The 23,917-nt window shown below is 70.5% G+C and carries 28 protein-coding genes and 1 riboswitch; of the genes, 14 read left to right on the top strand and 14 right to left on the bottom strand.

The features are described from left to right. Nucleotides 1-45: 45 nt before the first annotated feature. A riboswitch (glycine riboswitch) is annotated at nucleotides 46-152 on the bottom strand. A gap of 94 nt (nucleotides 153-246) precedes the next feature. From EUA06_RS10085 to EUA06_RS10035, 11 genes are all read right to left on the bottom strand, one after another. Beyond that, complete coding sequence (locus tag EUA06_RS10085; RefSeq protein WP_129475700.1) at nucleotides 247-831, bottom strand: MerR family transcriptional regulator; 585 nt, start codon at nucleotides 829-831, stop codon at nucleotides 247-249. Between the two features lie 239 nt (nucleotides 832-1,070). Continuing rightward, the gene (locus EUA06_RS10080) at nucleotides 1,071-1,538 is read right to left on the bottom strand and encodes a bifunctional nuclease family protein (protein WP_129475188.1); all 468 of its coding nucleotides are present in this window, start codon (nucleotides 1,536-1,538) and stop codon (nucleotides 1,071-1,073) included. Between the two features lie 54 nt (nucleotides 1,539-1,592). Further along, entirely contained in the window at nucleotides 1,593-2,333 is a 741-nt protein-coding gene (ftsR, locus tag EUA06_RS10075; RefSeq protein WP_129475186.1) for a transcriptional regulator FtsR, read from the bottom strand. A gap of 4 nt (nucleotides 2,334-2,337) precedes the next feature. After that, nucleotides 2,338-2,865 (bottom strand): FHA domain-containing protein, encoded by a 528-nt coding sequence (locus EUA06_RS10070; RefSeq protein WP_129475184.1) that lies wholly within the window; start codon nucleotides 2,863-2,865, stop codon nucleotides 2,338-2,340. Between the two features lie 131 nt (nucleotides 2,866-2,996). After that, nucleotides 2,997-3,383 (bottom strand): glycine cleavage system protein GcvH, encoded by a 387-nt coding sequence (gene gcvH, locus EUA06_RS10065; protein ID WP_129475182.1) that lies wholly within the window; start codon nucleotides 3,381-3,383, stop codon nucleotides 2,997-2,999. Nucleotides 3,384-3,440: 57 nt separating this feature from the next. Beyond that, nucleotides 3,441-4,226 (bottom strand): DUF881 domain-containing protein, encoded by a 786-nt coding sequence (locus EUA06_RS10060; RefSeq protein WP_129475180.1) that lies wholly within the window; start codon nucleotides 4,224-4,226, stop codon nucleotides 3,441-3,443. Beyond that, nucleotides 4,219-4,551: a small basic family protein gene (locus tag EUA06_RS10055; RefSeq protein ID WP_129475178.1), complete on the bottom strand. Its 333-nt coding sequence runs from the start codon at nucleotides 4,549-4,551 to the stop codon at nucleotides 4,219-4,221. Before EUA06_RS10055 ends, EUA06_RS10060 begins: the two co-directional genes overlap by 8 nt. Then, the gene (locus EUA06_RS10050; protein WP_129475176.1) at nucleotides 4,548-5,453 is read right to left on the bottom strand and encodes a DUF881 domain-containing protein; all 906 of its coding nucleotides are present in this window, start codon (nucleotides 5,451-5,453) and stop codon (nucleotides 4,548-4,550) included. The genes EUA06_RS10055 and EUA06_RS10050 overlap by 4 nt, the downstream gene beginning before the upstream one ends. Further along, nucleotides 5,446-6,045 (bottom strand): cardiolipin synthase ClsA, encoded by a 600-nt coding sequence (gene clsA, locus EUA06_RS10045; RefSeq protein WP_242498081.1) that lies wholly within the window; start codon nucleotides 6,043-6,045, stop codon nucleotides 5,446-5,448. Before clsA ends, EUA06_RS10050 begins: the two co-directional genes overlap by 8 nt. Before the next feature lie 28 nt (nucleotides 6,046-6,073). Continuing rightward, on the bottom strand, nucleotides 6,074-7,138 hold the full coding sequence (locus EUA06_RS10040) for a hemolysin family protein (protein WP_129475172.1): 1,065 nt from the start codon (nucleotides 7,136-7,138) through the stop codon (nucleotides 6,074-6,076). After that, the gene (locus EUA06_RS10035) at nucleotides 7,135-8,514 is read right to left on the bottom strand and encodes a hemolysin family protein (protein WP_129475171.1); all 1,380 of its coding nucleotides are present in this window, start codon (nucleotides 8,512-8,514) and stop codon (nucleotides 7,135-7,137) included. Before EUA06_RS10035 ends, EUA06_RS10040 begins: the two co-directional genes overlap by 4 nt. 234 nt (nucleotides 8,515-8,748) lie before the next feature. On the opposite strand from EUA06_RS10035, the gene EUA06_RS10030 reads away from it, so the two are divergent. The 6 genes from EUA06_RS10030 (at nucleotide 8,749) to EUA06_RS10010 (ending at nucleotide 14,381) form a co-directional block, all read left to right on the top strand. Beyond that, nucleotides 8,749-10,254 (top strand): sulfatase family protein, encoded by a 1,506-nt coding sequence (locus EUA06_RS10030; protein ID WP_129475169.1) that lies wholly within the window; start codon nucleotides 8,749-8,751, stop codon nucleotides 10,252-10,254. Between the two features lie 19 nt (nucleotides 10,255-10,273). Continuing rightward, complete coding sequence (locus EUA06_RS10025) at nucleotides 10,274-11,371, top strand: ArsB/NhaD family transporter (protein WP_340640788.1); 1,098 nt, start codon at nucleotides 10,274-10,276, stop codon at nucleotides 11,369-11,371. Nucleotides 11,372-11,388: 17 nt separating this feature from the next. Beyond that, complete coding sequence (locus tag EUA06_RS10020; protein ID WP_129475165.1) at nucleotides 11,389-12,312, top strand: threonine/serine dehydratase; 924 nt, start codon at nucleotides 11,389-11,391, stop codon at nucleotides 12,310-12,312. Nucleotides 12,313-12,403: 91 nt separating this feature from the next. Further along, nucleotides 12,404-12,577, top strand: a complete 174-nt coding sequence (locus tag EUA06_RS22390; protein WP_165354332.1) for a hypothetical protein — start codon at nucleotides 12,404-12,406, stop codon at nucleotides 12,575-12,577. An 89-nt stretch (nucleotides 12,578-12,666) separates the two neighbouring features. Further along, a complete protein-coding gene (locus EUA06_RS10015; RefSeq protein WP_129475163.1) occupies nucleotides 12,667-13,095 on the top strand; it encodes a hypothetical protein in 429 nt (142 codons plus the stop codon). 29 nt (nucleotides 13,096-13,124) lie between these two features. Further along, nucleotides 13,125-14,381: an NAD(P)/FAD-dependent oxidoreductase gene (locus EUA06_RS10010; protein WP_129475161.1), complete on the top strand. Its 1,257-nt coding sequence runs from the start codon at nucleotides 13,125-13,127 to the stop codon at nucleotides 14,379-14,381. A 472-nt stretch (nucleotides 14,382-14,853) separates the two neighbouring features. Here EUA06_RS10010 and EUA06_RS10005 read toward each other — a convergent pair whose 3' ends face one another. Together EUA06_RS10005 and EUA06_RS22385 are read right to left on the bottom strand one after the other, a co-directional pair. Further along, complete coding sequence (locus EUA06_RS10005; protein ID WP_207208298.1) at nucleotides 14,854-15,552, bottom strand: DUF981 domain-containing protein; 699 nt, start codon at nucleotides 15,550-15,552, stop codon at nucleotides 14,854-14,856. Continuing rightward, nucleotides 15,540-15,695 carry a hypothetical protein gene (locus EUA06_RS22385; protein WP_165354331.1) on the bottom strand — a complete coding sequence of 52 codons (156 nt, stop codon included), beginning with the start codon at nucleotides 15,693-15,695 and terminating at the stop codon, nucleotides 15,540-15,542. The genes EUA06_RS10005 and EUA06_RS22385 overlap by 13 nt, the downstream gene beginning before the upstream one ends. A gap of 72 nt (nucleotides 15,696-15,767) precedes the next feature. Between EUA06_RS22385 and EUA06_RS10000 the strand changes: the two genes are divergently transcribed. The 7 genes from EUA06_RS10000 (at nucleotide 15,768) to mnhG (ending at nucleotide 22,696) form a co-directional block, all read left to right on the top strand. Then, nucleotides 15,768-16,370 (top strand): TetR/AcrR family transcriptional regulator, encoded by a 603-nt coding sequence (locus EUA06_RS10000; RefSeq protein ID WP_129475157.1) that lies wholly within the window; start codon nucleotides 15,768-15,770, stop codon nucleotides 16,368-16,370. 82 nt (nucleotides 16,371-16,452) lie between these two features. Continuing rightward, entirely contained in the window at nucleotides 16,453-19,335 is a 2,883-nt protein-coding gene (locus EUA06_RS09995) for a Na+/H+ antiporter subunit A (protein WP_129475155.1), read from the top strand. Beyond that, nucleotides 19,332-19,766: a Na(+)/H(+) antiporter subunit C gene (locus EUA06_RS09990; protein WP_129475153.1), complete on the top strand. Its 435-nt coding sequence runs from the start codon at nucleotides 19,332-19,334 to the stop codon at nucleotides 19,764-19,766. Before EUA06_RS09995 ends, EUA06_RS09990 begins: the two co-directional genes overlap by 4 nt. Beyond that, entirely contained in the window at nucleotides 19,763-21,469 is a 1,707-nt protein-coding gene (locus EUA06_RS09985; protein WP_242498080.1) for a Na+/H+ antiporter subunit D, read from the top strand. Before EUA06_RS09990 ends, EUA06_RS09985 begins: the two co-directional genes overlap by 4 nt. Continuing rightward, on the top strand, nucleotides 21,466-22,056 hold the full coding sequence (locus tag EUA06_RS09980) for a Na+/H+ antiporter subunit E (RefSeq protein WP_129475151.1): 591 nt from the start codon (nucleotides 21,466-21,468) through the stop codon (nucleotides 22,054-22,056). The genes EUA06_RS09985 and EUA06_RS09980 overlap by 4 nt, the downstream gene beginning before the upstream one ends. After that, nucleotides 22,053-22,331, top strand: a complete 279-nt coding sequence (locus tag EUA06_RS09975) for an MrpF/PhaF family protein (RefSeq protein WP_129475149.1) — start codon at nucleotides 22,053-22,055, stop codon at nucleotides 22,329-22,331. Before EUA06_RS09980 ends, EUA06_RS09975 begins: the two co-directional genes overlap by 4 nt. Continuing rightward, nucleotides 22,328-22,696 carry a monovalent cation/H(+) antiporter subunit G gene (gene mnhG, locus EUA06_RS09970; protein WP_129475147.1) on the top strand — a complete coding sequence of 123 codons (369 nt, stop codon included), beginning with the start codon at nucleotides 22,328-22,330 and terminating at the stop codon, nucleotides 22,694-22,696. The genes EUA06_RS09975 and mnhG overlap by 4 nt, the downstream gene beginning before the upstream one ends. Here the strand turns inward: mnhG and EUA06_RS09965 are convergent. After that, complete coding sequence (locus tag EUA06_RS09965) at nucleotides 22,672-23,208, bottom strand: MarR family winged helix-turn-helix transcriptional regulator (RefSeq protein ID WP_129475145.1); 537 nt, start codon at nucleotides 23,206-23,208, stop codon at nucleotides 22,672-22,674. The two genes, mnhG and EUA06_RS09965, sit on opposite strands and share 25 nt — an antisense overlap. 104 nt (nucleotides 23,209-23,312) lie before the next feature. On the opposite strand from EUA06_RS09965, the gene EUA06_RS09960 reads away from it, so the two are divergent. Next, nucleotides 23,313-23,888: an NADPH-dependent F420 reductase gene (locus EUA06_RS09960; protein WP_129475143.1), complete on the top strand. Its 576-nt coding sequence runs from the start codon at nucleotides 23,313-23,315 to the stop codon at nucleotides 23,886-23,888. The last annotated feature ends 29 nt before the right edge of the window (nucleotides 23,889-23,917 follow it).

The following is a 23,917-nucleotide window of genomic DNA, read 5'->3' as shown; positions in this document are numbered from 1 at the left end:
CACTTCGATGACCTCCCCTCTGTCGGCCAGGTGGCCTCCAGAGTGCCAACCCGTGCGGTCCTGGTGCCTGAGAGGTTCCGGGAGGATTTGCCCCTTCGGCGCACTGCGACCTGCCCGGGGGCCTGCCGCAACGACTCTCCCGCACGGGATGTCGGCTCCCCCAGTTTAGCGATACGCAACAGAAATGGACGAAGCCGCCCTCGCCGGGGCGGCTTCGTCGGAGGTTCGTGTGGTGCGCCGGAGTGTTCAGCCGGTCTGGCGGGCGGCGCGACGGGCGGCGAGCTCGTCGCCCGCGACCGTTCCGGCCGGCTCCTCGGCCGCACGCTCGCTGGGGAGCTCGGCGAGCGTGCCCTCGATCTCGCGCCAGACACCGCCGATGGCGATGCCGAAGACGCCCTGACCGCCCTGGAGGAGGTCGATCACCTCGTCGTTGCTGGTGCACTCGTAGACCGACGCGCCGTCAGACATCAGGGTGACGCGCGTCAGGTCGTCGGTGCCGCGCTCGCGCAGGTGGGCGGTGGCCGTACGGATCTGCTGGAGCGAGATGCCCGCGTCGAGGAGACGCTTGACGACCTTGAGGATCAGGATGTCGCGGAAGGAGTAGAGCCGCTGCGAGCCCGACCCGGCAGCGCCACGCACGCTCGGCTCGACGAGCCCGGTGCGGGCCCAGTAGTCGAGCTGGCGGTAGGTGATGCCGGCGGCGTTGCACGCGGTCGGCCCGCGGTAGCCGGTGTCGCTGGGGAGCGGGGAGACGTCGTCGGCGAAGAGGAGCCCCTGCTCCTCGGCGAGGCCGGCGGCCTCGGCCGCAGCCTGTGCCGCGGCGGCGTCCACGCCCGGGTCGTTCTCGTTGCTAGCCACAGCCAAGCCTCCACGTCGGTTCCTCCGCTGAGCAGCAACTCCTGGGGGAAGGATCCGAGCGGCGCCGGTCGAACCGGCAACGACAACGGTGGAGTTACAACGAAGACATCTCAAGGTAAGCCCGAGAGTTCGGGTTGTCCATCCACGCCACGGCGTGTCGCAACCCTCAACCTAAGGTTGAGGGTGAGTGTTTCTCGTGGGGCCGCTGAGGCTCACGGGGACTCGAAGTCGTCGGGTGAGACATGGTCGAGGAACTCCCGGAACCGCTCGACCTCGTCCTCCTGCTCGGCCGGCACGGCGAGGCCGGCCTCGTCCAGCACGGCCTCTGCGCACACGATGCGGGTGCCCGTGCGCAGCGCCAGGGCGATCGAGTCGGACGGTCGTGCGCCGACCTCGGCGCCGCCGTCGAAGACGAGCTGGGCGAAGAAGATGCTGTCCTGCATGTCGACGATGCGGACCTCGACGAGCCGCTGGCCGGTGGCTTCCAGCACGTCGCGCATCAGGTCGTGGGTCAGCGGCCTCGGCGGCGTCACGCCCTGCTGCGCGAAGGCGATCGCTGTCGCCTCCACGGCCCCGATCCAGATGGGGAGGTAACGCTCCCCCGTCACCTCTCGCAGCAGCACGATCGGCTGGTTCGAGGGCATCTCGACGCGGACTCCGACGACGTCCATTTCGCGCATGCCTCCACCCTACTCACGTGGCGTGAGGTGGCCGGCGGCGCTCCTCTACCGGCGCTAGCCGCGGTCGAGCCCGACCTTCACCAGCGTCGCGTGGAGACGTACGGACAGCGCGGCGATCTCCGAGGTGGCGTCCTCGGCGCGGCCGCGTGCGGCGGCGTCACGGCCCCGCGCGAGCGGCGCGACAACCTGCTGGACGAGTCCGACCTCGCGGTCGGCGGAGGTCTTGAAGGCACGCAGGTGCCGCGGCTCGAACCCGAAGTCGGCGAGCTCGCGGGCGGTCTGGGCGACCACCAGGGCGTCGCTGTCGAAGTGACCGGTGCCGGTGCGGGCGCTGACCAGGCCGAACTGCTCGAGCTGCGTGAGGAGCTCCTCGGAGATGTCCGCCACCTTCAGCAGCTCGCGGCGCGAGAGCCGCAGGTCGCTCGTCCGGCGGAACGACTCGGGGCTGGGCAGCCCGTCGGCGCTCAGCGCCACCTTGGGAACGGTGGGCACGACCGACTCGATGGCGGGAGGCTCGTGCCCGCGGTCGATCGCATCGAGGTGCTCGCCGATCACCTTGAGCGGGAGGTAGTGGTCGCGCTGCATCAGCAGGATGTAGCGGAGCCGGGAGACGTCGTCCCCGGAGAACTTGCGATAGCCCGCGGCAGTGCGCTCGGGCTTGACGAGGCCCTGGTCCTCCAGGAAGCGGATCTTGGGGATCGTCACCCCGGGGAAATCGGGACGCAGCTGGTCGAGGACCTGCCCGATGTTGTAGCGGGCGCCACGACTCGCGCCAGCGGGCGTCGAGGCACTCAACGGCTCAGCTGACCGGGTGGGAGGAGAAGAACACCAGGCGGTACTTGCCGATCTGCACCTCGTCGCCGTCGTTGAGGGCGACGGAGTCGATGCGGTCGCGGTTGACGTAGGTGCCGTTGAGGCTGCCGACGTCGCCCACCGTGTAGCCCCCGTCCGAGCGGCGGAACTCGGCGTGGCGGCGGGACACCGTCACGTCGTCGAGGAAGATCTCGCTGTCCGGGTGCCGGCCCGCGCCGACGACGTCGGTGTCGAGCAGGAACCGGCTGCCCGCGCTCGGACCGCGCTGCACGACCAGGAGGGCATGGCCCTCCGGGAGGGCGTCCACGGCGGCCGCGTCGACCGGGCTGAGCTGGCGGTCGGACGACTCACGCTGGTCGGGGACCCCGAAGGTGATCGTCGCAGTGGACTCGACCTGGCTGGCCCCGACAGGGGTGGCGCCGGTGTCTTCCCCGGCGAGCAGCTTGGTGCCGCACTGGGCACAGAAGCGCGCATCGTCAGGGTTCTGCTTGCCACAGGCGGTGCAGAACGGCATGGAAACTCCTCGACGGATCGACGCCCAACCCTCAGCCGAGAGTTGAGGTTGACGGTTGTAGCGAACCTATCAGCCGCGCAAGGTGGCGTCGCGACGAACGGTCCGCGAGGCACCCCGGTGTGGGCGCGGGTTCAGCCGGCGATGCTGGCCTGGTAGGCGGTGGCGTCCATGAGGCCGTCGACCTGGGAGGCGTCGGAGACGCTGACCTCGAAGAGCCAGCCGGCCTCGTAGGGGTCGCTGTTGACCAGCTCGGGCGTCGAGTCGAGGGCGGCGTTGGTCGCCACGACCTCACCCGTGACCGGGGCGTAGATGTCGCTGACCGACTTGGTCGACTCCAGCTCGCCGCAGGTGTCGCCCGCCGTGACGCCGTCGCCGACCTGCGGCAGGGAGACGTACACGATGTCGCCGAGGGCGTCCTGGGCGAAGTCGGTGATGCCGACGCGCACCGACCCCTCGGCGTCGCCGGGGGTGCGGACCCACTCGTGCTCACTGGTGTACTTCAGGTTCTCCGGATACACGGTGGCTCCTCCTGAGATGGCTGGGGACAGCTCTGGTGACAGCTGGTGTGCGGCAGGCTACTGGCCGTCGTCGAGCTCCGCATACTCAGGTCGCGAGGACTCCCGGACGCTGGTGATCTCCACCGTCTCGAGCTCCTCGACCTCGACGGTGGCACCGTCCTCGGTCTGCAGCGTCTCGATGGGGCCGCTGGAGAAGGCCAGGGCCGTCTGGAGCAGGTGGCGGTCACCGATGACCTCCAGGACGTAGGGCGACTCGAGGAGCTGGCCGTCGAGCTCGATGCCGCCGACGGCGTCCTCGAAGTGGCTGTCGGCGCCCAGGCGGATCGAGTCGTTGAACTCCATCGCCTCGGCTCCAGCGGTGCGCAGCTCCTGGATGGTGTCGAGGAGCGAGCCGACCGCCACCCGGCTGGTGGACTCGGTGATCGTGATGCGCAGCCCCTCGCCGGAGACCGGCACCAGGCCGGCGACGATGTTGAGTGTCCGGACCCGCTGCTCGGCCTCGTCGAGCGCCGCCGCGCGGGCCTGGCTCTCGTCGAGCAGCTCCTCGCGGCGCGCGTCGAGCCGGTCGACCTCGCGCCGGGCGCGCTCGGCGGTGCCGGTCAGTCCGTCGAGGACCTGGATCAGGTCCCTCTCGCGCAGCCCCGCGTAGGTGTCGTTGGCGGCGGTGCCGCGCACCTGCACGACGAAGGCGAAGCCCAGGACGGCCAGCAGCACCGCCACCACCGCCTGGCGTCGCGAGGGGCGGGTGATCGCGTTGCGCAGCCTGTCGTCCTGCGGCTCAGGGTCGGGCTCGCGGTGCTCCGGCGTGGGGTCGGGCGTGGGGTCGGGCGTGAGGTCAGGCATGGAACACGTGCCTGCGGATCGCTGCGACGTTGGAGAAGATCCGGATGCCGAGCACGACGACCACGCCGGTCGTCAGCTGGGCACCGACACCGAGCTGGTCGCCGAGGTAGACGATCGCGGCGGCGATCACGACGTTGCTGACGAAGGAGACGACGAAGACCTTGTCGTCGAAGATGCCGTCGAGATAGGCGCGGAGACCGCCGAACACGGCGTCGAGGGCGGCCACCACGGCGATCGGCAGGTAGTTCTGCAGGCCCAGCGGCACGTCGGGGGCGAAGAGCAGCCCGGCGACGATGCCGAGCAGCAGACCCAGCGCAGCGATCATGGCGCGCTCCCCTCCCCTTCCGGTACGCCTTCGGGATCGGCGTTGAGCTCGATCACATCACGCAGCGACGGCCCGGGGGCAGCAGGCAGGCGCATGTTCTCGACATTCTCGGCGCTGTAGAGGAGGTCGAGACCGTCGACCAGCAGGAACCACGTCCGGCCCTGGCTGGTCTGCAGCAGCCTCGCCTGGAGCGACCGGGTGTCCCCGATCGCCTGCACGACGTAGGGCGCGAGGACGGGACGTCCGTTCACGTGCACGGCACGACCCGTGTTGCGGATCCCACCGAGGGCGTTGATCCGCTGGTCGTTGATCGCCACCGCCTCGGCGCCGGCGGCCCACAGGCCGTCGACCAGGGTCGCCAGGTCCTCGTCGCGGATCTCGTTGTCGACGTCGGTGTTCTCCCGGTTGGAGACAGTGATCCGCACGCCCGGACCGCGCACGGCGGCGAACCCGGTGTTGAGCTCGGCCCGGTCGACGCGGGCGGCGATGCCGTCCAGCTGGCCCTGCACCGTGGTGCTGTTGCTCGCGACGTCCTGGTTGGCGCTGGTGAGCTCGGCGACGGTGCGCTGCAGGTCGCCGAGCCGGTCGCTCTGGACCTCGATCCGCTCCACCAGCGCCGCCCGGCTGAGCTCGTTGACCTCCGCCTCGCGGTCGGTCTGCGCAGCGACGACGGCGGCCATCACGCCGAGGACCACGACCGCGACGAGGCTCGCCCAGTGCGGCCGCGTCCGCACCGCGGGCGCCTCGCCCGCCGCCGCACGCTTGCGGGCGACGTGGGCGTAGTCCTCGTCCATCGACCGCGTCGTGATGAGCGTCAGCAACGGGGTGGTGACGTGCTCGGGCAGCTCGCGCTCGCGCGTGTCCGTCCCCGAGCCGGCCCGCCGGTCACCGCCCTCAACCATGGTCGGCCGCGGACGACGTACGCCTGGGGGTGTCGCGCAGCAGCGTGCGGACCTGCCAGGCGTAGAGCACGCCGGCCCACCAGTAGAGCCCGATCCCCCACCAGGCGAAGGCCCAGCCGAAGGTGCGGGCCAGGTTCGCGACGATGCCGTCGCCCTCGCCCAGCAGCAGGAGCGGGAAGGCGTAGAGGAGGTTGAACGTCGCGGCCTTGCCGAGGAAGTGGACCGGCAGTGCGGAGAACCCGCGGGTGCGCAGGATGGGCACGAGACCCCACAGCAGCAGGTCGCGCAACGGCAGTGCGAGCGCCACCCACCACGGGATGATGTCGCGGAGGTAGAGCCCGATGACGACCGCGAGGATGTAGAGCCGGTCGGCGACCGGGTCGAGGATCTCGCCGAGCTTGGAGAACTGGTCGAGGCGTCGGGCGAGCCAGCCGTCGAGGTAGTCGGTGAACCCGGCGACCATCAGGACCACGAGGGCCCAGGCGTCCGCCTCGGGTCCCAGCACCAGCCACAGGAAGAGGGGGACGCCGGCCAGCCGCACCACACTGATGATGTTGGGCACGGTCCAGACGCGCGACTCTTCCTCGGTCACGACCAGACCCTATCCAGCACCGGTGGGATCAACGTGCGTCGACGCTCGGCACGTCATGGTGCGCCGCGTCGCGGATCTCGCCCACCAGCTCCTCGAGCACGTCCTCGAGGGTGACGAGACCGACGACCTCACCGTCGCGGCGTACGACCCGGGCCATGTGGGCGCCCTTGACCTGCAGGCTCTCGAGGGCGTCGTGGAGCAGGTCACCGGGGTGGACGGTCGCGAACGGGCGGATCCACTTGTCCTCGATGACTCGCGAGCGCTTGTCGTCGTCGGACTCGAGGGCGTCCTTGATGTGGAGGTAGCCGAGGAGCTCGCCGTCGGGTGCTGCGACCGGGAACCGGCTGAACCCGGTCGCGGCGCACACCGCCTCGACGTCGGCCACGGTCGAGCCGGGCGCGACGGTCGCGAGGGTGTCGGGCGTCATCAGGATCGACTCGACGGACTTCTCGGTGAAGCCGAGGGCGCCTGCGAGGCGGTCGTACTCGTCGGCCTCGATCAGTCCCTCGCCGCGCGACTCCTCGACCAGGGCGGCGACCTCCTCGCGCGTGAAGCTCGAGTGGACCTCGTCCTTGGGCTCGATCCGCAGCAGTCGCAGGACGCCGTTGGCGGCCATGTTCATCCCGGCGATGACCGGGCGCAGCACGGTGACGATGACCATCATCGGCGGGCTCAGCACCAGTGCCGCGCGGTCCGCGCCGGCGAGGGCGATGTTCTTGGGGACCATCTCGCCGAGGACCACGTGGAGGTAGACCACGATCGACATCGCGACCACGAACGAGACCGGGTGGAGCAGGTCCTCGGGGAGACGCGCGGCGTGGAAGACCGGCTCGAGCAGGTGCGCCACGGCAGGCTCGCCGATGGCGCCGAGGCCGAGCGAGCAGACGGTGATGCCGAGCTGGGCGCCCGCCATCACGAGCGAGATGTTCTCCATCGCCCGCAGGGTGGTCCGGGCGGCGCGCGAGCCCTCCTGGGCCCGCGGCTCGATCTGGCTGCGGCGGGCCGCGAGCAGGGCGAACTCGGAGCCGACGAAGAACGCGTTGAGGGCGAGCAGGACGACCGCGAGGCCGACGCCGAGGAGGTCGCCGTTCATCGGCCGGCCCCCTCTGCCGTGACGGTCGCGTCGGCGTCGGGGCCCGGTGCGACGAGACGCAGGTCGATCCGGTCGATGCGCAGGCCGTCCATCCGCTCGACGGTCAGCATCACCAGCCGCTCGCGCACCTCGTGGGGGTCGGCGCGGTCGGGCACCGGGACCTCGACGCGGTCCCCCGGCTCGGGGATCTTGCCGAGCTCGCGCATGACCAGGCCGGCGACGGTGTCGTAGTCCTCGTGGTCGGGCAGCTCGATGTCGGTGGCGTCCTCGACCTCGTCGGGGCGCAGCAGGCCCGAGAGCGTCCAGCTGCCGTCGCGGCGCTGCCGGATGCGTGCCCCGAGGCGGTCGTGCTCGTCGGAGATGTCGCCCACGATCTCCTCGACGACGTCCTCGAGGGTCACGATCCCGGCGTGGCCGCCGTACTCGTCGAGGACGATGGCCATCTGGAAGCCGTCCTGGCGCAGCAGCGCGAGCAGCGGGTCGAGCCGGAGGCTGTCGGGCACGACGACGGGGCGCACCATCACGTGCTTGATGCGGGTCGTCGCGCGCTCGTGGACGGGCACCGCGACAGCGTGCTTGACGTGGACCGTGCCGACGACGGTGTCCTCGGCGTCGAGCACCGGGAAGCGGGAGTGGCCGGTCTGGCGGGCGAGGTCGATCACCGACGAGACGCGGTCGGCCTCCTCGACGGTCGTGGTCCGCACGCGCGGCGTCATGATCTCGCCGGCGGTGTGGGTGCCGAACTCGACCGAGCGCTCGACGAGCTCCGCGGTGTCGGCGTCGAGGGTGCCCTGGTCGGCGGACCGTTGCACCAGCGAGGCGAGCTCCTGCGAGCTGCGCGCCGAGCGCAGCTCCTCCTGGGGCTCGATGCCGAGGCGCCGCACGATCGCGTTGGCCGAGCCGTTGAGCGCCCGGATCGGGCCTCGGGTGAGCGCTGTGAAGCCGCGCATGAAGCCCTGCGTCGCGCGGGCGGTCTCGAGCGGGCGGGCGATGGCGAGGTTCTTGGGGACCATCTCGCCGAAGATCATCGTGACGACGGTGCCCAGGGCCAGGCCGATCGCCAGGGACAGGGGCGTGACCACGCCGTCCGGCACGCCCGCCGAGGCCAGCGGGCCGTCGATGAGGTCGGAGATCGCGGGCTCGGCGAGGAAACCGATCGCCAGGTTGGTCACGGTGATGCCGACCTGGGCGCCGGAGAGCTGGGTGGACAGCGACCGCAGCGCGAGCTGCACGCCGCGCGCGCCCTCGTCGCCGTCGGCGGCGGCACGCTCGACGCTCGGGCGGTCGACCGTGACGAGGGAGAACTCGGCGGCCACGAAGAGGCCGCAGGCGGCCACGAGGGCCAGCGAGACGAGCAGCAGGAGGAGGGGGGTCACGACGCGCACCAGGTGTTCAGTGCGGTCGTGCGGGGACTTTGACTACCGTCCATGGCGCTGCTGGGGGTTCCTTTGTCTGGAGGTCGGCGAAGGCACAGCGTACCGGTCGGCGCCCCGTTGGCCCCAGTCGTCGTGTCGCTTTGGGAAGGGGCCCCCCGGCCACCTACTGTGACCCACACATCGGGGTGAGTCATCCGGGCCGCTCCGGTCCCCCGGGGCGAGGAATTTCACCAGATGCGAGTGTGGGCACAGTCGATCACGGCTGCACTGCTCGTGGTCCTCGTGGCCGCACTCGCCACGGTCACCGCCGACGGCGGCTCGATCGCCTCCGGTGCGGGCTCCGTGCGGATGGTGCAGGGCACGCAGCAGCCGGGCTCGGCCCCGCAGGAGACGCGTCCCAACCTCGTCTTCGTCCTCACCGACGACATGCGCGACGACGACCTCGACCACATGCCGATCACCCGGGCCCTGCTGGCCGACCAGGGCATGGAGTTCACCGACGCGATCTCGCCACACCCGCTCTGCTGCCCCGCCCGCGCCCAGCTCGCGACCGGGCAGTACGCCCAGAACAACGGCGTCCAGCACAACCGTGGCGTCCACGGCGGCTTCGAGGCACTCGACCCCGCCGAGGAGGCCAGCGCGTGGTTCCGTGACAACGGCTACCGCACCGGCTTCGTCGGGAAGTTCCTCAACGGCTACGGCCCGCGTGACGTCCGCCCGGCCGGCTGGTCGCGCTGGGACGCCCTGACCCACGGCGTCTACGACTACGTGAACTTCTCGATGACGGGCGACGGCGATCCGCAGCGCTACACGGACAGCTACGTCACGTCGGTCATCGAGGACCACGCCAACCGCGCCGTGCGCGACTTCGCCGCATCGGGCGACCCCTTCGTGCTGTACGCCTGGCACCTCGCGCCGCACTACCGGATCACGCCGGAGGGTGGGCGCAGCCTTCCGCTGGCCGCCACGCAGGACGAGGGAAAGTTTCTCGACGAGACGCCGTCGTCGTTCGACGACCCGGCGTTCAACGAGGCCGACGTCAGCGACCAGCCGGCCTACCTGCGCCACCTCTCCCCCGCCTCCCGCAGCGAGATCGCTGCGGAGAACACCGCGCGGCTCCAGTCGCTGCAGGCGGTCGACCGGGCGGTCGGCTCGCTGGTCGAGACCCTCGACGAGCAGGGCGTGCTCGACGACACCTACATCGTCTTCTCCTCCGACAACGGCTACTCCCTCGGCGAGCACCGCTTCGTGGGCAAGGACGTGCTGACCGACGAGGCCCTCCAGGTCCCGCTCCTCGTGCGCGGCCCCGGCATCGCGCCCGGCTCGACCTCGGACCTGCCGGTCACGCTGGTCGACCTCCCCGTGACGTTCGCCGAGCTGACCGGCGTCTCGCCGCAGTGGCAGGTCGACGGGACGTCGCTGATGCCGACGCTGTTCGGCGAGGACCAGGTCTTCCGCGACACGACGCTGATCCAGACCGGCCGGACCCTCGGCGACGGGTGGTCGCACCGCGGCGTACGCACCGATCGCTACCTCTACGGCACCGACGGCGCCGACGGCTTCCTCTACGACCGGCTCCTCGACCCCGACGAGCAGTTCAACCTCATCGACGACCCGGCCTACGCCGCCGTGCGCTCCTCCCTCGAGCTGCGCCGGACCGAGCTGGTCACCTGCGCCGGCTGGACCTGCAACCAGGAGTTCGGCCCCCTGCCCGAGCCGGTGACCGACACCGCTCCCTGACCCGCCGCCCTGCCTTGCCATGATGTCCGGCGTGTCCGAGGTCCTCCACCCTGTCGTCGTCCAGGTCCTGCCGGTCGCGGTGTTCCTGCTGGCGATCACGGTGACGGCCGAGATCGCCCAGCTGGCCGGCGTCTTCGACGTCGCCGCGCACGCGATGGCACGCCGGGCACGGCACCGCGTGGTGCTGCTCTGGCTGCTCTTCGCGGCCCTCGCCGTCGTCAGCACGATCGTGATGAGCCTCGACACGACGGCCGTGCTCCTCACGCCGGTCGGCCTTGCGATCGCGCAGCAGACCGGGATCGCGCCGATGCCCTTCGCACTCACGACGCTCTGGATCGCCAACACCGGGTCGCTCCTGCTTCCCGTCTCGAACCTGACCAACCTCCTGGCCGTGCACCGCTTCGAGGACCTCGGCGCCGGTCACGGCGACTACGTCCGCACCGCGGCCCTGCCCGCGGTGACAGCCATCGTCGCGACGCTCGTGCTGATCGCGATCCTCCAGCGCAGGTCGCTGCGCGGGACGTACGCCGTCGACCCGCCCGCCGACCCGCACGATCGGACGCTCCTGATCATCGCCGGCGTCGTGTCGCTGGCAATCGGTCCGCTGTTCGCCGTCGGGCTGGAGCCGGCCGTCGTGTCCGTGGCGGCGGCGGCGGTGCTGCTCGCCGCGACGCTGTGGCGAGCGCCGGGCCTGCTGCGCGAGGTGCGACCACCGTGGCTGATGGCGGGCGCCTTCGTGCTCGTCGCCGGACTGCTGCGCGCCGCCCAGGCCGAGGGACTGCTCGACTGGCTGGCACCGGCCGTCGGGACCGGGACCCGTCCGCTCGACCTGCTGCACCTGTCCGGCGCGTCCGCGGTGGCGGCCAACCTCGTCAACAACCTGCCGGCCTACCTCCTCGTCGAGCCGTCCGCCGCCGGGGACGTACGCCGCCTCGTGGCGACGCTGGTCGGCGTCAATACCGGCGCCCTGGTCACGCCGTGGGCCTCCCTCGCCACCCTGCTCTGGCTCCAGCGCTGCCGCTCGGCCGGGCTGCAGGTGCCCCTGCTCAAGCTCGCCGGCTGGGGCTCGATGTGCGCGGTCGTCTGCGTGACCGCGGCGACGCTGACCATCCGCTGACTGGCGATACTGGTCGCGTGATCACCCGCGACGACGTGCTGGCCGCCCGCGACCGCATCGAGGGTCGCGTCCGGCGTACTCCTCTGCTCGCCCCGTTCGGAGCCGACGACGTGTGGCTCAAGCTGGAGCACCTCCAGCACTGCGGCGTGTTCAAGACCCGCGGCGCCTTCAACCGACAGCTCGCGGCCCTCGAGCGCGGTGAGCTGGGCGTCGCCGGCATCGTCGTGGCGTCGGGCGGCAACGCCGGGCTCGCCCACGCCTTCGCGGCCCGCGCACTCGGCGTCCGGGCCACGGTCTTCGTGCCGGAGCCGGCACCGGAGGTCAAGGTGCAGCGGATCCGCGCCTACGGTGCCGAGGTCGTGCGGGCGGGTGCGGAGTACGCCGAGGCGCTCGCTGCCGCCGTCGACTTCGGGCACGCGCAGGGAGCCGCCTTCGCGCACGCCTACGACCAGCCCGAGGTCGCGGCCGGCGCCGGGACGCTGGCCGAGGAGGTGCTCGAGGACGAGCCGTCGATCGACACGATCGTCGTCGCCGTGGGTGGCGGTGGGCTCTACGCGGGCGTCGCTGCGGCCGTACACGGTCGCGCTCGCGTCGTCGCGGTCGAGCCCGAGGCGTGCCCGACGCTCCACCGCGCGATGGCGGCTGGGCACCCCGTCGACGTGGAGGTCTCCGGCGTCGCGGCGGACTCGCTGGGAGCACGCCGCGTCGGCGACCTCGCCTTCGCCGCGCAGCAGGCCGAGCCGCCGGTCTCGGTGCTGGTCAGCGAGGACGCGATCCTCGAGGCCCGGAGCCGGCTCTGGGCCGACTACCGCATCGCCTCCGAGCACGGTGCCGCGACGGCGTACGCCGCCCTCCTGTCCGGTGCCTGGTCACCCGCCGACGGCGAGCGGGTGTGCGTCGTCGTCTGCGGGGCCAACACCGACCCGACGACTATGGGCTGACGCAACGACGGAGGACCAGCGCACGATCTCGGCGTTCCGGCTAGCTCTTCGCCGACTGGCTTTCCGTAGGAACGTTGCTAGGGTCAAAGTCGTGGAGGCACTCATGGAGGTCGGGTCGGCGATGACCGCTGACTGTTCCTACCTGCCTTCCCACGTGCCCTCCGGTGCCGCGCTGCTCGCCATCGAGCTGAGCGAGGAAGCCCGCGGCATGAGTGGTCTTGACGTCCTGCGTCGCAGCGTCGACCGCGCCCCGCCCGTCCACTGAGCTGACCCTCCCCGGGCGAACCGCGTAGCGGCGCCCGCTCCTTCACGCGCCCGACGTCGGGCTGCGTGGCGCCGCTCAAGGACCGCACCGTGACCACTGACATCTCTGCACTCCTCACGACTCCACCGCACACCGCAACCACCGCATCCGTGGCGACCAGGACCGCACCGGGCCGGGACGTCCGGGCCGCCGGCCCGACCGCCCAGCTCGTGGCACTCCCGCAGCTCGACTCCGGACTGCCGTCGACTCCCGCTGGCGTGGACGACCACTTGGCGCGCATCGAGCACGCACGCCAGGCGCAGCTGGACTCTCTTCCGGTTGCCTCGAGCAACGTCGTCGCCGAGGCGCACCGACGGATCGTTGCGCGGATCCTCGAGCAGGTCCGGGACGCGCGCGTCCGAGTGCGCCACGGCACCTACGGGCGCTGCACCCACTGCGGCACGCCCATCCACCGCGGCGTCCTCCAGCGCGAGCCCTGGCAGGCGGCCTGTCCGGCCTGCGACCCCAGTGCTCGTTGAGCACGCCCTCCAGTCAGGAAGTTGATCCCATGTCTCAGCGCGTCGCCGTCGTCGGAGCCGGAATGGTGGGCCTGTCCACCGCCTGGTTCCTGCAGGAGCACGGCTTCCACGTCACCGTCTACGAGCGCCACCGTGTCGCCTCCGGGTCCTCCTGGGGCAACGCCGGCTGGCTCACTCCCGCCCTGACCGCCCCGCTGCCCGAGCCGGCAGTCCTCGGCTACGGCGTCCGCGCGGTCGGCCGCCCCTCGTCACCGGTCTACCTGCCGGTGCGACCCGACCCGCGCCTGCTCCGCTTCCTCGCCGGGTTCGCGCGCAACAGCACCTCCCGCCGATGGGGCCTCGGGATGCGGGCCTACGCGCCGATGAATCGAGGCGCTCTGGCCGCATTCGACGAGCTCAGCGCCGGCGGCGTCGAGTCCGCCACCCACGAGGCCCACCCGTTCGTCGCTGGTTTCCGCACTCTCGAGGATCGTGCACCGATCGTCCAGGAGCTCGAGCACATCCGAGACGCTGGACAGGACGTGAAGTACGACCTCCTGTCCGGGGACGAAGCGCGCGTGGTGGAGCCGTCCCTGTCGGATGCCGTCGGTTCGGCTGTGCTCCTGCACGACCAGCGCTACCTGGACCCACCCGCATTCCTCGCAGCGCTTGCCGCCTCGTTCGTCACGCGCGGCGGAAGGCTCATCGAGGGCGCGACCGTCGACCGCGTCAGCGAGACCGCCCGCGGCGCCTACGTCACCACCCGCGAGCCGCTCGACGGCCAGAGCGGGTTCGACTACGTGGTCCTCGCGAACGGCGCCTGGGTGGGACACCTGGCACGCCGGTTCGGAGTACGCCAACCGGTCCAGGCAGGCCGCGGCTACTCGTTCAGCGTCACCGGCGACCAGCTCCCACAGACGCCGGTCTACTTCCCGACCCAACGCGTGGCCTGTACTCCCATCTCGTCGCCCGAGGGCCCACGGCTGCGCGTTGCCGGGATGATGGAGTTCCGTGCCCCGGACGCCGCCCTCGACCAGCGGCGCATCGACGCGATCGTCAACGCCACCCGACCCCTCCTGAGTGGGGTCGACCTCGATCAGCGCCGCGACGAGTGGGTGGGATCTCGGCCGTGCACCGCAGATGGTCTTCCCCTCATCGGGCGCACCAACGCCCCAGCTGTGTTCGTTGCCGGTGGTCACGGCATGTGGGGCATCGCCCTCGGCCCGCTCACCGGGAAGCTCCTCGCGCACCGCATTGCCTCCGGCACGACGCCCCCGGAGCTGCTGGCCTTCGACCCGCTGCGCTGACCACCCGACGCGCCGGGCCGCGCGTCCCTGCCTCGCGCAGGCCGGCGTTCCACCCGCAAGGACACAGAAGGAGACACACATGTCCAGCAGTCCGCTGCACCCAGCCACCGTCATCGCAAGCATGCTCATTCCCCGCGGTACGCGCTCCCCAGCACCTGAGCCGCAGGAGGTGCGTGCCCGTAGAGCACCGGACCGTCGCCGGACCCTGGTACGGCGCCTACGTCTCTCAGCCACCTGCGCGATCCTCGTCCCGCTCGTGGTCGCGGTCGTCGCCCGGTTCACAGAAGACGGTCCCGCTCGGGTGCTGCTCACGTGGCTCATCGCACTGCTCGCTGGCGCGGCTGTGTACACGTTCGCGGCCTCCGGCAACCTCCCTCGCCGCCGTACCCGGTAGCCATGCACCGACACGCCCACGAGCCCCCCACCTGACGTGCAGGTGGGGGGCTCGACCCGCTGCGGGGCCACCGGCGGATCACCACTTGTGCATGGTGCCGTGCTCGATGTTGTAGTACATGCCGATGTGCGTGTAGAAGTTCATCGCGCCGAAGAGCAGGAACACCGTGCCGCCGATGATCCAGGCCCACACGGCCCAGCGGAGCAGCCGGGGCCGGTCGGTCCAGAGTGCACCCGCGAACAGCAGCGCCCCGACAGCGACGATGCCCCACAGGCCTCCGAGGAACAGCGCCTCGAGGAGGGGAAGGTGACCGAAGCGACCGCTGATCGGCTCTTCCGGCGGAGCCGCACCGAGCTGGAAGCGTACGAACGTGATGGCCAGGACTCCCATCGCCAAGCCGAGTGCCCCGACGAAGATCCCGACCGGCTTGAACGCTGCCAGGGTCGCCGCGTTGGCCTCCGCCACCTCGCCCGCGTAAAGCGCGCGGTGGCGCCACAGGTAGACGGCGGCGAAGAGCAGCAGTGCTCCGAATGCCGCGGCGGGCTGGCCGAAGGCGATGTTGGCGTACTCGAATCCGCCACCTCCGAACGGCCACGTCACGGTGGTGTGGATGCCCAGGGCGAGCAGCAGGACACCCGTGACCCCGAAGAATCCCGCCCAGCCCTCGCTCTCGATGCGCGTGTTCTTGATGAGCTGCGCCAGGAAGGCCGCGAAGCCCAGGAGGCCCGCCCCTGCTGTGAGTGCGACCAGCTCGTTGTAGACGATCACGTCGTCCACCCTCCTTCTCTGCCCTCCGCGGGCACTGTCTCGTTGTCGGATCGGTCGGCCGCCACCGCAAGGTGGATGACGCCGGCGACCAGGAAAGCCGTCACCGTGACGACGAGCGAGATCAGCAGCGTCCACGCCAGGAACTCGTTCACAGCACCCTCCTCAGTCCGTCGTTTGGTAGAATAACGCTACGCGTAGCGTAGTTATTCCGACGGAGAGGCCACATGACCCCCACCACCCCTGGTGCACCCGGGCGACCCCGTCGCGCGGAGACGGACGCCAGCATCCACGAGGCTGCCCTGCGACTCCTGCGCACAGGAGGATCGCGCGGCGTCACCGTCGAGGCCGTCGCTGCGGCATCCGGCGTCGCCAAGACGACCATCTACCGCCGCTACTCCGACCGGGAGGACGTGTTGCGTGCGGCGCTGTCGGCAGTCATCGTCCCTCCTGAGAACCCGGTCGGCGAGACGCCGCGGGACAGGATCCGGTGGGCGCTGGACCAGACGTGGCACCAGATGTCCGACGTGCTCGGCCCCGGAGGCCTGGCAACGATCCTGAGGGAGGACGACCCGCAGTTCAGCGAGCTGTTCCGAGGCGTCCTGACTCCCTACACCGATGCGTTGGTCGAGCTGATCCGCTCCGACATCGCCGCAGGCGCACTCCGACCGGGGCTGGAGCCGGACACGGTGGTCAGCCTGCTGATCGGGGCCTACGTGGGCGAGCTGGTCCGACGCGGTGCCGTCGCGGACGGATTCATCGACAGGTGCGTGGACCTCATGTGGGCTGCCATGACCGAGGACGAGGCACGGTCGAGAGCCCGACGCTGAGCTGGGCCGGACGCGCCGGGGGCCAACACCCCGATGTCTCTAGAGTGTGGGTTCGTACGACAGCCGGGAGGAGGAGCGCCCCGTGGTCACGCTCGTCGCTGCGCACGTCGGCGCAGCCCTGCTGGCCGCGCCGATGGTCACGCGACTGGGGCGGCGAGCGTTCCTGGCGCTGGCGCTGGTGCCCCTGGGCAGCTTCTCGTGGATGCTCTGGCACACCGGTGAGGTGCGAGCGGGCAGCGCGGTTGTCGAGGCGGTTGAGTGGGTTCCCAGCCTGGGCATGGATCTGGCTTTCCGGCTGGGAGCCCTGCAGTGGTTGATGGCACTCATCGTGACCGGCGTCGGGGCAGTAGTGCTGGCGTACTGCGCCTGGTACTTCCCGGACGACCACGTGGGCCTGTCATCCTTCGCCGCGACCTTCGTCGCCTTTGCGGGCTCCATGCTCGGCCTCGTGCTGTGCGACGACCTGCTGGTGCTCTATGTGTTCTGGGAGCTGACCACGGTCTTCTCCTATCTCCTCATCGGCAGTGATCCCACCAGGCGCGCGAGCCGGCAGGCGGCCATGCAGGCGTTGATCGTGACCACCCTGGGTGGGCTGGCCATGCTGGTGGGAATGCTGGTGCTCGGTGACGTCGCAGGCACGTACCGCATCAGCGAGCTGCTCGCGGACCCGCCCGCGGGCCCGGCTGTCACGGTGGCGATCGCCCTGCTCCTGGTCGGTGCGCTCTCCAAGTCGGCCCTGGTCCCCTTCCACTTCTGGCTCCCGGGTGCGATGGCGGCTCCTACCCCGGTCAGCGCCTACCTGCACGCGGCATCGATGGTGAAGGCCGGCGTCTACCTGGTCGCACTCCTGGCACCGGCGTTCGCCGCAACGCCGGGCTGGCACGAGGTCGTGCTGTCGCTCGGCGTGTGCACCATGCTGCTCGGCGGCTGGCGGGCGCTGCGCCAGTACGACGCGAAGCTGCTGCTCGCCTACGGAACGGTGAGCCAGCTCGGATTCCTTCTCATCGTGTTCAGCATCGGCACCAGGGCGACGGCCCTCGCCGGTCTGGCACTGCTGCTCGGGCACGCACTGTTCAAGGCGACCCTGTTCCTCGTCGTAGGCATCGTCGAGCACCAGTCCGGCACCCGTGACATCCGCGCCCTCTCCGGGATCGGCAGGGCCTCCCCCGTGGTGCTCGCCACCGCCCTCGTCGCCGGGGCGTCGATGGCAGGGCTCCCGCCGCTGCTCGGCTTCGTCGCCAAGGAGAGTGTCTTCGCGTCCCTCCTCGACGTCGCTCGCGACGGCGATCGCCCCGACATCTCCTCCCTCGTCGGCTGGCTGGTCCTCGCCGGAGTGATCCTCGGCTCGGTGCTGACCGTCGCCTACACCGCGCGCTTCCTGTGGGGGACCTTCGGCTCGAAGCCCGACCTGGAGCCCACGCCGTACGCGCAGGCACCGGCCGGCTTCCTGCTCGCCCCGGTCGTCCTGACGGTGTTCACCGTGGGGCTGGGCTTCGCGGGGCGCGCGCTGAGCGTCGCCCTTGCCCCGCATGCCGCTCAGTTCCCGCGCGGGGTGCACGACGTCGAGCTTGCCCTGTGGCACGGCTTTGAGCTGCCGCTCGCGTTCTCGGCCGTTGCCCTGCTGCTCGGCTCGGGAATGTTCGTGCGACGCAAGGACGTCGCTGGCCTCCAAGGTGCAGCCTCCTGGTCCTGGACGGCAGACGCCGGCTACCGACTGGTCATGCGGACCGTCGACCGGCTGGCGGTGGAGACGACCGGCCTCACCCAGCGCGGATCGGTTGCCGCCTACCTCGTCGTCATCCTTGCGATCGTGCTGCTCCTGCCCGGCGCGGCCGTGTTCACCGCACTCGACGGCCCTCTCGACGTCGTGCTGTGGGACACGCCGGCCCAGGCAGCAGCAGGGGCCGTCATCATCGCGGCCGCCGTGTTCACCACCCGCTCACGGAGGCGGCTGCGCGCCGTGATGCTCGCCGGTGTCACCGGCTACGGGACGGCCATGTTGTTCGCCCTCCACGGCGCACCGGACCTGGCCCTGACCCAGGTCCTGGTGGAGACGACCAGCCTGGTCGTCTTCGTGCTGGTGCTGCGCAGGCTCCCGGACTACTTCACCGACCGGCCGCTGTCGCCCCGGCGCTACCTGAGGATGGCGCTGGGCGCGGCCGTCGGGTCTGTCGTCGGCCTGGTCATGCTGGTCACGACCGGGGCTCGAACGGCGGAACCCGTCTCGACGCCCTACCCCGAGCAAGCCGTGGAGCTCGGCGGCGGCCACAACATCGTCAACGTGATCCTGGTCGACATCAGGGCGTGGGACACCTTCGGCGAGATCTCGGTGCTCGTCGCGGCCGCGACCGGCGTGGCGAGCCTGCTGTTCCTCGACACCCGCAGCGCAGGGATCAGACGGGTCCACGAGATTCCGCTCCCGCCGTCGGTGGTCAAGATCTCCACCGATGCGGGACGACGGGTCTGGCTGCCCGGCCCCCGGACGCTGCCACCCGACCGACGATCGATCATCTTCGAGGTCGTGGCCAGGCTGTTGTTCCCCGTGCTCATCGTCTTCGCTCTTTACCTGCTCCTCGCCGGGCACAACAACCCCGGTGGCGGGTTCGCCGCAGGGATGGTCACCGGGCTGGCACTCATGGTCCGCTACCTCGCCGGCGGCCGCTACGAGCTCGACGAGGCCGCGCCGATCGACGCCGGTGTGCTCATGGGCACCGGGCTGTTCATCGCAGCACTGTCCGGCCTGGCTCCCCTCGCCTTCGGCGGCACGGTCTTCCAGAGCGCACAGGTCGACGTGGCTCTCCCGCTGCTGGGCAACCTGCACCTGGTCACCTCGACCATCTTCGACATCGGCGTCTACCTCGTGGTCGTCGGACTCGTGCTGGACCTGCTGCGCGCCCTCGGCTCCAGGATCGACCGGCAGATCCTCCGCGACGAGCGGGATGCAGAGCAGGCGGCCGCCCTGTGAGCACGAACCTCACGCTCATCGTCACTGCCTCCACACTGATCGGCTGCGGGGTGTACCTCGTCCTCGAGCGCAGCCTGACCCGGGTTCTTGTCGGGCTCCTGGTCATGGGCAACGGCATCAACCTCCTCTTCCTCATCGCCGGCGGACGCGCCGGCAACGCCCCGATCGAGGGGACCACGCCCCCTTCCACCATGTCGGACCCCCTCCCCCAGGCCCTCGTCCTGACCGCCATCGTCATCGCGCTCGGCACGACGGCGTTCCTGCTGGCCATGGCTCACCGCAGCTGGCAGCTCAACTCGAACGACGACGTGCAGGACGACGTGGAGGACGCATCGATCCGCCGCCTGGCGGCGGCCGACGAGGCCTCCGACAGCCACGACCTCGCCACCGGCGGCGGGGACGACGACCCCCGCGTCGAGGAGGAAGCGTGAGCAGCTCGATGAGCCTCCTCGTCCCGCTCCCGGTGATCCTTCCCCTCCTGGGGGCCGGCGCAGCACTCATGCTGTCAGGGCGTCCACGGGCCCAGCGGCTCGTCAGCTTCTCCGTGCTCATCGGCGTGGTCACGGTTGCCGCGGTCCTGCTGGTCCGGGCCGACCGCCGCGGCGTCCAGGTCGCGTGGCTGGGGGCGTGGACCCCGCCGCTGGGCATCAGCCTGGTCGCCGACCGCCTCTCCGCCCTGATGCTGCTGGTGTCGGCCGTGGTCACGCTCGTGGTGTTCGCATACTCGGTCGGCCAGAACATGACCGGCGACGAAAGCGAGGCCCCCGTCTCGATCTACCACCCCACGTTCCTCGTGCTGGTCGCCGGCGTCTCCAACGCATTCCTCGCCGGCGACCTCTTCAACCTCTTCGTCAGCTTCGAGATGCTGCTCTTCGCCAGCTACGTGCTGCTCACCCTGGGCGGCACCGCGACGAGGATTCGGGCCGGGACGATCTACGTCGTCGTGAACATGCTGTCGTCGTCGCTGTTCCTGATCTCCATCGCAGCGGTCTACGCCGCCACCGGGAGCCTCAACCTCGCACAGCTCGCCGAGCGCATCGAGGGTCTTCCCGATGCCGTGAGCCTGACCCTGCAGCTCCTCCTCCTGGTGACCTTCTCGGTCAAGGCGGCTCTGTTCCCACTTTCCTTGTGGCTCCCCGACAGCTACCCGACGGCCCCCGCACCGGTGACGGCCGTGTTCGCAGGCCTGCTCACGAAGGTGGGGGTCTACGCCATCCTGCGCATGCAGACGCTGCTGTTTCCCGACAGCCCGCTCACCGACCTCCTGCTGTGGGCTGCCCTGATCACGATGGTCATCGGCATCCTGGGGGCCATCGCCCAGTCCGACATCAAGCGAATGCTCTCCTTCACCCTGGTCAGCCACATCGGCTACATGATCTTCGGCATCGGTCTCGCCACACAGGCCGGCATCTCCGGAGCCGTCTTCTACGTCGCCCACCACATCACGATCCAGACCGCGCTCTTCCTGGTCGTGGGCCTGGTCGAGCGCCGCGCCGGCAGCACCGCACTGCTCCGCCTCGGTGGTCTGGCACGACTCGCGCCCGTCCTCGGCATCCTGTTCTTCGTGCCAGCGATGAACCTTGCAGGAATCCCACCCATGTCCGGGTTCCTGGGCAAGGTGGGCCTGCTGCAGGCAGGCCTCGACGTCGGCACTCCCCTGTCCGTCACCCTCGTCGTCGGAGGCGTCGTCACCAGCCTCCTCACCCTCTACGCCGTCGCAAAGACGTGGACCATCGCCTTCTGGCGCACCCCGGAACAGGCCCACGAGACCGCGCAGGCGCTGCCCAACCCGGGCGAGAAGGCCGACACCCAGCACCCCTCGGTCGCGATGGTGGGCCACCGTGGCCACGTGCACGTCGGCGGCACGGCGTACGCCCCCCTCGACCTCGAGGAAGCACGACGCGTGCGCGACGACGACGAACCCGACCGCGACCTCTACCAGCTGCTGCGCGACGACAAGCTCCCTGACAGTCTGCCTCCCTCGATGGTGCTGCCCACAGCTGCCCTGGTCGCGTTCAGCCTGGTGTTCACCCTCGTAGCCGGTCCGCTGTTCGACTACACCGACCGCACCGCCGAGGACCTCGTGCGACGATCGCCGTACCTGGACGCAGTCCTCGACGGAGGCAGGCGATGAGCCCCCGGCTGAGGACACGTCGCGACGGTCAGGTCCGGCCGACGCGTCACCGAGCGCTCCAGCCACCCATGCTGGTCTGGCTCACCGTGGTCTGGGTCGTGCTCTGGGGCCAGGTCTCGCTGGTGACGATCACGGGAGGTTTCGTCGTCGCCTGCATCTCCTCCCTCGTGTTCCCGCTTCCGCCGCTGCGACTAGACGTCCGCATCCGCCTCCTGCCCCTCTCCTGGCTGGTCGCACGGTTCGTCGCCGACGTCGTCACGTCGAGCGTCCAGGTCGCGTGGGTGGTGCTCCGCCCGGGACGTCCGCTCCGCAACGCGGTCGTGGAGGTGAAGCTGCGCACACCGTCCGACTTCGTCCTGACCCTGGTGGCGGAGATGACGTGCCTGATTCCCGGCAGCCTGGTCGTGGAGGCCAGGCGTTCCACCCACACCCTGTTCCTGCACGTGCTCGACGTCGGCGACGCCGCCGGGGTGGAGCGCTTCCGTCAGGGCGTTCTCGACCAGGAGGCCCGAGTGGTCAAGGCCCTCGGTAGCCGAGTGGACCACCTCGGCCACACACTCCCCTCGAGCGAAGGCGAGCATCCATGACCGTCGTACTCCTCGTCTGCGCGGTGATCCTGACGGTCGCGGCGGTGTGCACCGTCGCGCGGATGACCAAGGGTCCGACGTTGCTGGACCGAGCAGTTGCGCTCGACATGCTCGTAGCCATCGCCATCTGCGCTCTTGCGCTCGAGGCTGCACTGAACCGGCACATCCACACCTTGCCTGTCCTGTTGGTGCTCACGCTCCTCGGGTTCGTCGGCTCCGTGGGCGTCGCGCGCTTCACCCATGGCAGTGACGACATCGACGCGGAGCGGCCATGAGCTGGGCACAGGCGGCCGACGCCATCGCTGGCGCCTGCTTCCTCGTCGGCGCGTTCCTGGCACTGATCGCCGCGATCGGCATCCTTCGGCTCCCCGACCTGCTCAGCCGGATGCACGCTGCCACCAAGCCTCAGGTGCTCGGGCTGTGGCTCGTCCTGATCGGACTGGGCTTCCGACTCCGGGAGCCTGGGGCGATCGGCATCCTCGTGCTGGTAGCTCTCTTCCAGCTGCTCACCACCCCGGTCGCCAACCACATGATGGGGCGCGCGTCGATCCGTGCCGGGCAGGTCCGTGAAGAGCTGCTCGTCGTCAACGACCTCGACCGTGTGGCGTCAGACCATCAGGAGCCGCGCGGCGCCCCGTGACGGTCCGGGACGGGGCGCTCAGTGTCGCGCTCGGGGTCGTACAGCGCGGACATCCGCCCGTCGGGGTCGAGCCTGGCCAGCAGCGCATCGCCGATGTCACGGAGCTGCTCGAGCTGCGAGCGAGAGAGGGCGTCCACGACAGAGGCCCGCACGGTGTCCACATGCCCGGGAGCCGCGCCGACCACGACATCCCATCCTGCCTCCGTGAGCAGCGCGTTGGTAGCCCGGCCGTCCTCAGGACACGGCACCCGCTCGACGAGGCGGCGTTCCTCGAGCCGTCGAACGACGTGCGACAGCCGAGGAAGGGTCGCGTTCGTGCGCTGCGCCAGCGACGTCATCCGCATCGTGCGCTCGGGCGCCTCCGACAACATCGCGAGCACGAAGTACTCGAAGTGCGTCAACCCGGCTGACGAGCGCAGCTGTCCGTCCAGGACACCGGGCAACAGCTCGACCACGGCCACCAACCGCAGCCACGCCTCACGCTCGGTCGGGTCGAGCCATCTTGTTTCCATGGGCACAGCGTAGCCGAATAGTTGACGCGACAACTACACCGTGTAGGGTGTTACTTGTAGCAACAACCAATCCGTACGATCCACAGAACTCCTAGGAGCACTCCATGACGAACCTCTCGATCCTCGGCACCGGCAACATGGGCCAGGCCATCGCCGCAGTCGCGGCCAAGGGCGGCCACAGCGTCCAGCAGCTCGGCGAGAACGACCTCGACACCGCGGTGAGAGGCGACGTCGTCGTCCTCGCAGTCCCCTACCCCGCCGTCAGCGCCGTCGTCGCGCTGCGTGGCGACCAGCTTGCCGGCAAGATCGTCGTCGACATCACCAACCCGCTGAACTTCGAGACCTTCGACTCCCTCGTCGTGCCCGCCGACAGCTCCGCCGCCGCCGAGATCGCCGCCGCTCTTCCGCAGTCGCGCGTGCTGAAGGCGTTCAACACCACGTTCGCCGGAACCCTCGCTGCCGGCACGGTCGGCCCCCTGACCACCACCGTCCTGATCGCCGGCGACGACAGCGACGCCAAGTCCGTCCTGGCCGGCATCGTGACCTCCGGCGGCCTGAACGCCATCGACGCCGGCGCCCTCAAGCGCGCCCGCGAGCTCGAGGCCCTCGGCTTCCTGCAGCTCACCCTCGCCGCCAACGAGAAGGTCTCCTGGACCGGCGGTTTCGGCGTCATCGCCTGACTCTCGTCGCCACCGGACCGACCACCCCC

This window comes from Nocardioides glacieisoli (genome assembly GCF_004137245.1).
GTDB classification, from domain to species: domain Bacteria; phylum Actinomycetota; class Actinomycetes; order Propionibacteriales; family Nocardioidaceae; genus Nocardioides; species Nocardioides glacieisoli.
This window is presented reverse-complemented; position numbering and strand designations above follow the sequence as displayed.

What these genes read in the sequence shown, in the direction of transcription:
- EUA06_RS10040 (WP_129475172.1), bottom strand. Translation starts at nt 7,138, where the DNA reads ATGAACGGCGACCTCCTCGGCGTCGGCCTCGCGGTCGTCCTGCTCGCC.
- EUA06_RS10050 (WP_129475176.1), bottom strand. Translation starts at nt 5,453, where the DNA reads ATGGTTGAGGGCGGTGACCGGCGGGCCGGCTCGGGGACGGACACGCGC.
- mnhG (WP_129475147.1), top strand. Translation starts at nt 22,328, where the DNA reads ATGAGCTGGGCACAGGCGGCCGACGCCATCGCTGGCGCCTGCTTCCTC.
- EUA06_RS10055 (WP_129475178.1), bottom strand. Translation starts at nt 4,551, where the DNA reads ATGATCGCTGCGCTGGGTCTGCTGCTCGGCATCGTCGCCGGGCTGCTC.
- EUA06_RS10080 (WP_129475188.1), bottom strand. Translation starts at nt 1,538, where the DNA reads ATGCGCGAAATGGACGTCGTCGGAGTCCGCGTCGAGATGCCCTCGAAC.
- EUA06_RS09965 (WP_129475145.1), bottom strand. Translation starts at nt 23,208, where the DNA reads ATGGAAACAAGATGGCTCGACCCGACCGAGCGTGAGGCGTGGCTGCGG.
- EUA06_RS10030 (WP_129475169.1), top strand. Translation starts at nt 8,749, where the DNA reads ATGCGAGTGTGGGCACAGTCGATCACGGCTGCACTGCTCGTGGTCCTC.
- EUA06_RS10025 (WP_340640788.1), top strand. Translation starts at nt 10,274, where the DNA reads ATGATGTCCGGCGTGTCCGAGGTCCTCCACCCTGTCGTCGTCCAGGTC.
- EUA06_RS10010 (WP_129475161.1), top strand. Translation starts at nt 13,125, where the DNA reads ATGTCTCAGCGCGTCGCCGTCGTCGGAGCCGGAATGGTGGGCCTGTCC.
- EUA06_RS10060 (WP_129475180.1), bottom strand. Translation starts at nt 4,226, where the DNA reads ATGCCTGACCTCACGCCCGACCCCACGCCCGACCCCACGCCGGAGCAC.
- EUA06_RS10000 (WP_129475157.1), top strand. Translation starts at nt 15,768, where the DNA reads ATGACCCCCACCACCCCTGGTGCACCCGGGCGACCCCGTCGCGCGGAG.
- EUA06_RS09975 (WP_129475149.1), top strand. Translation starts at nt 22,053, where the DNA reads ATGACCGTCGTACTCCTCGTCTGCGCGGTGATCCTGACGGTCGCGGCG.
- EUA06_RS09960 (WP_129475143.1), top strand. Translation starts at nt 23,313, where the DNA reads ATGACGAACCTCTCGATCCTCGGCACCGGCAACATGGGCCAGGCCATC.
- EUA06_RS10070 (WP_129475184.1), bottom strand. Translation starts at nt 2,865, where the DNA reads ATGCCGTTCTGCACCGCCTGTGGCAAGCAGAACCCTGACGATGCGCGC.
- EUA06_RS09980 (WP_129475151.1), top strand. Translation starts at nt 21,466, where the DNA reads ATGAGCCCCCGGCTGAGGACACGTCGCGACGGTCAGGTCCGGCCGACG.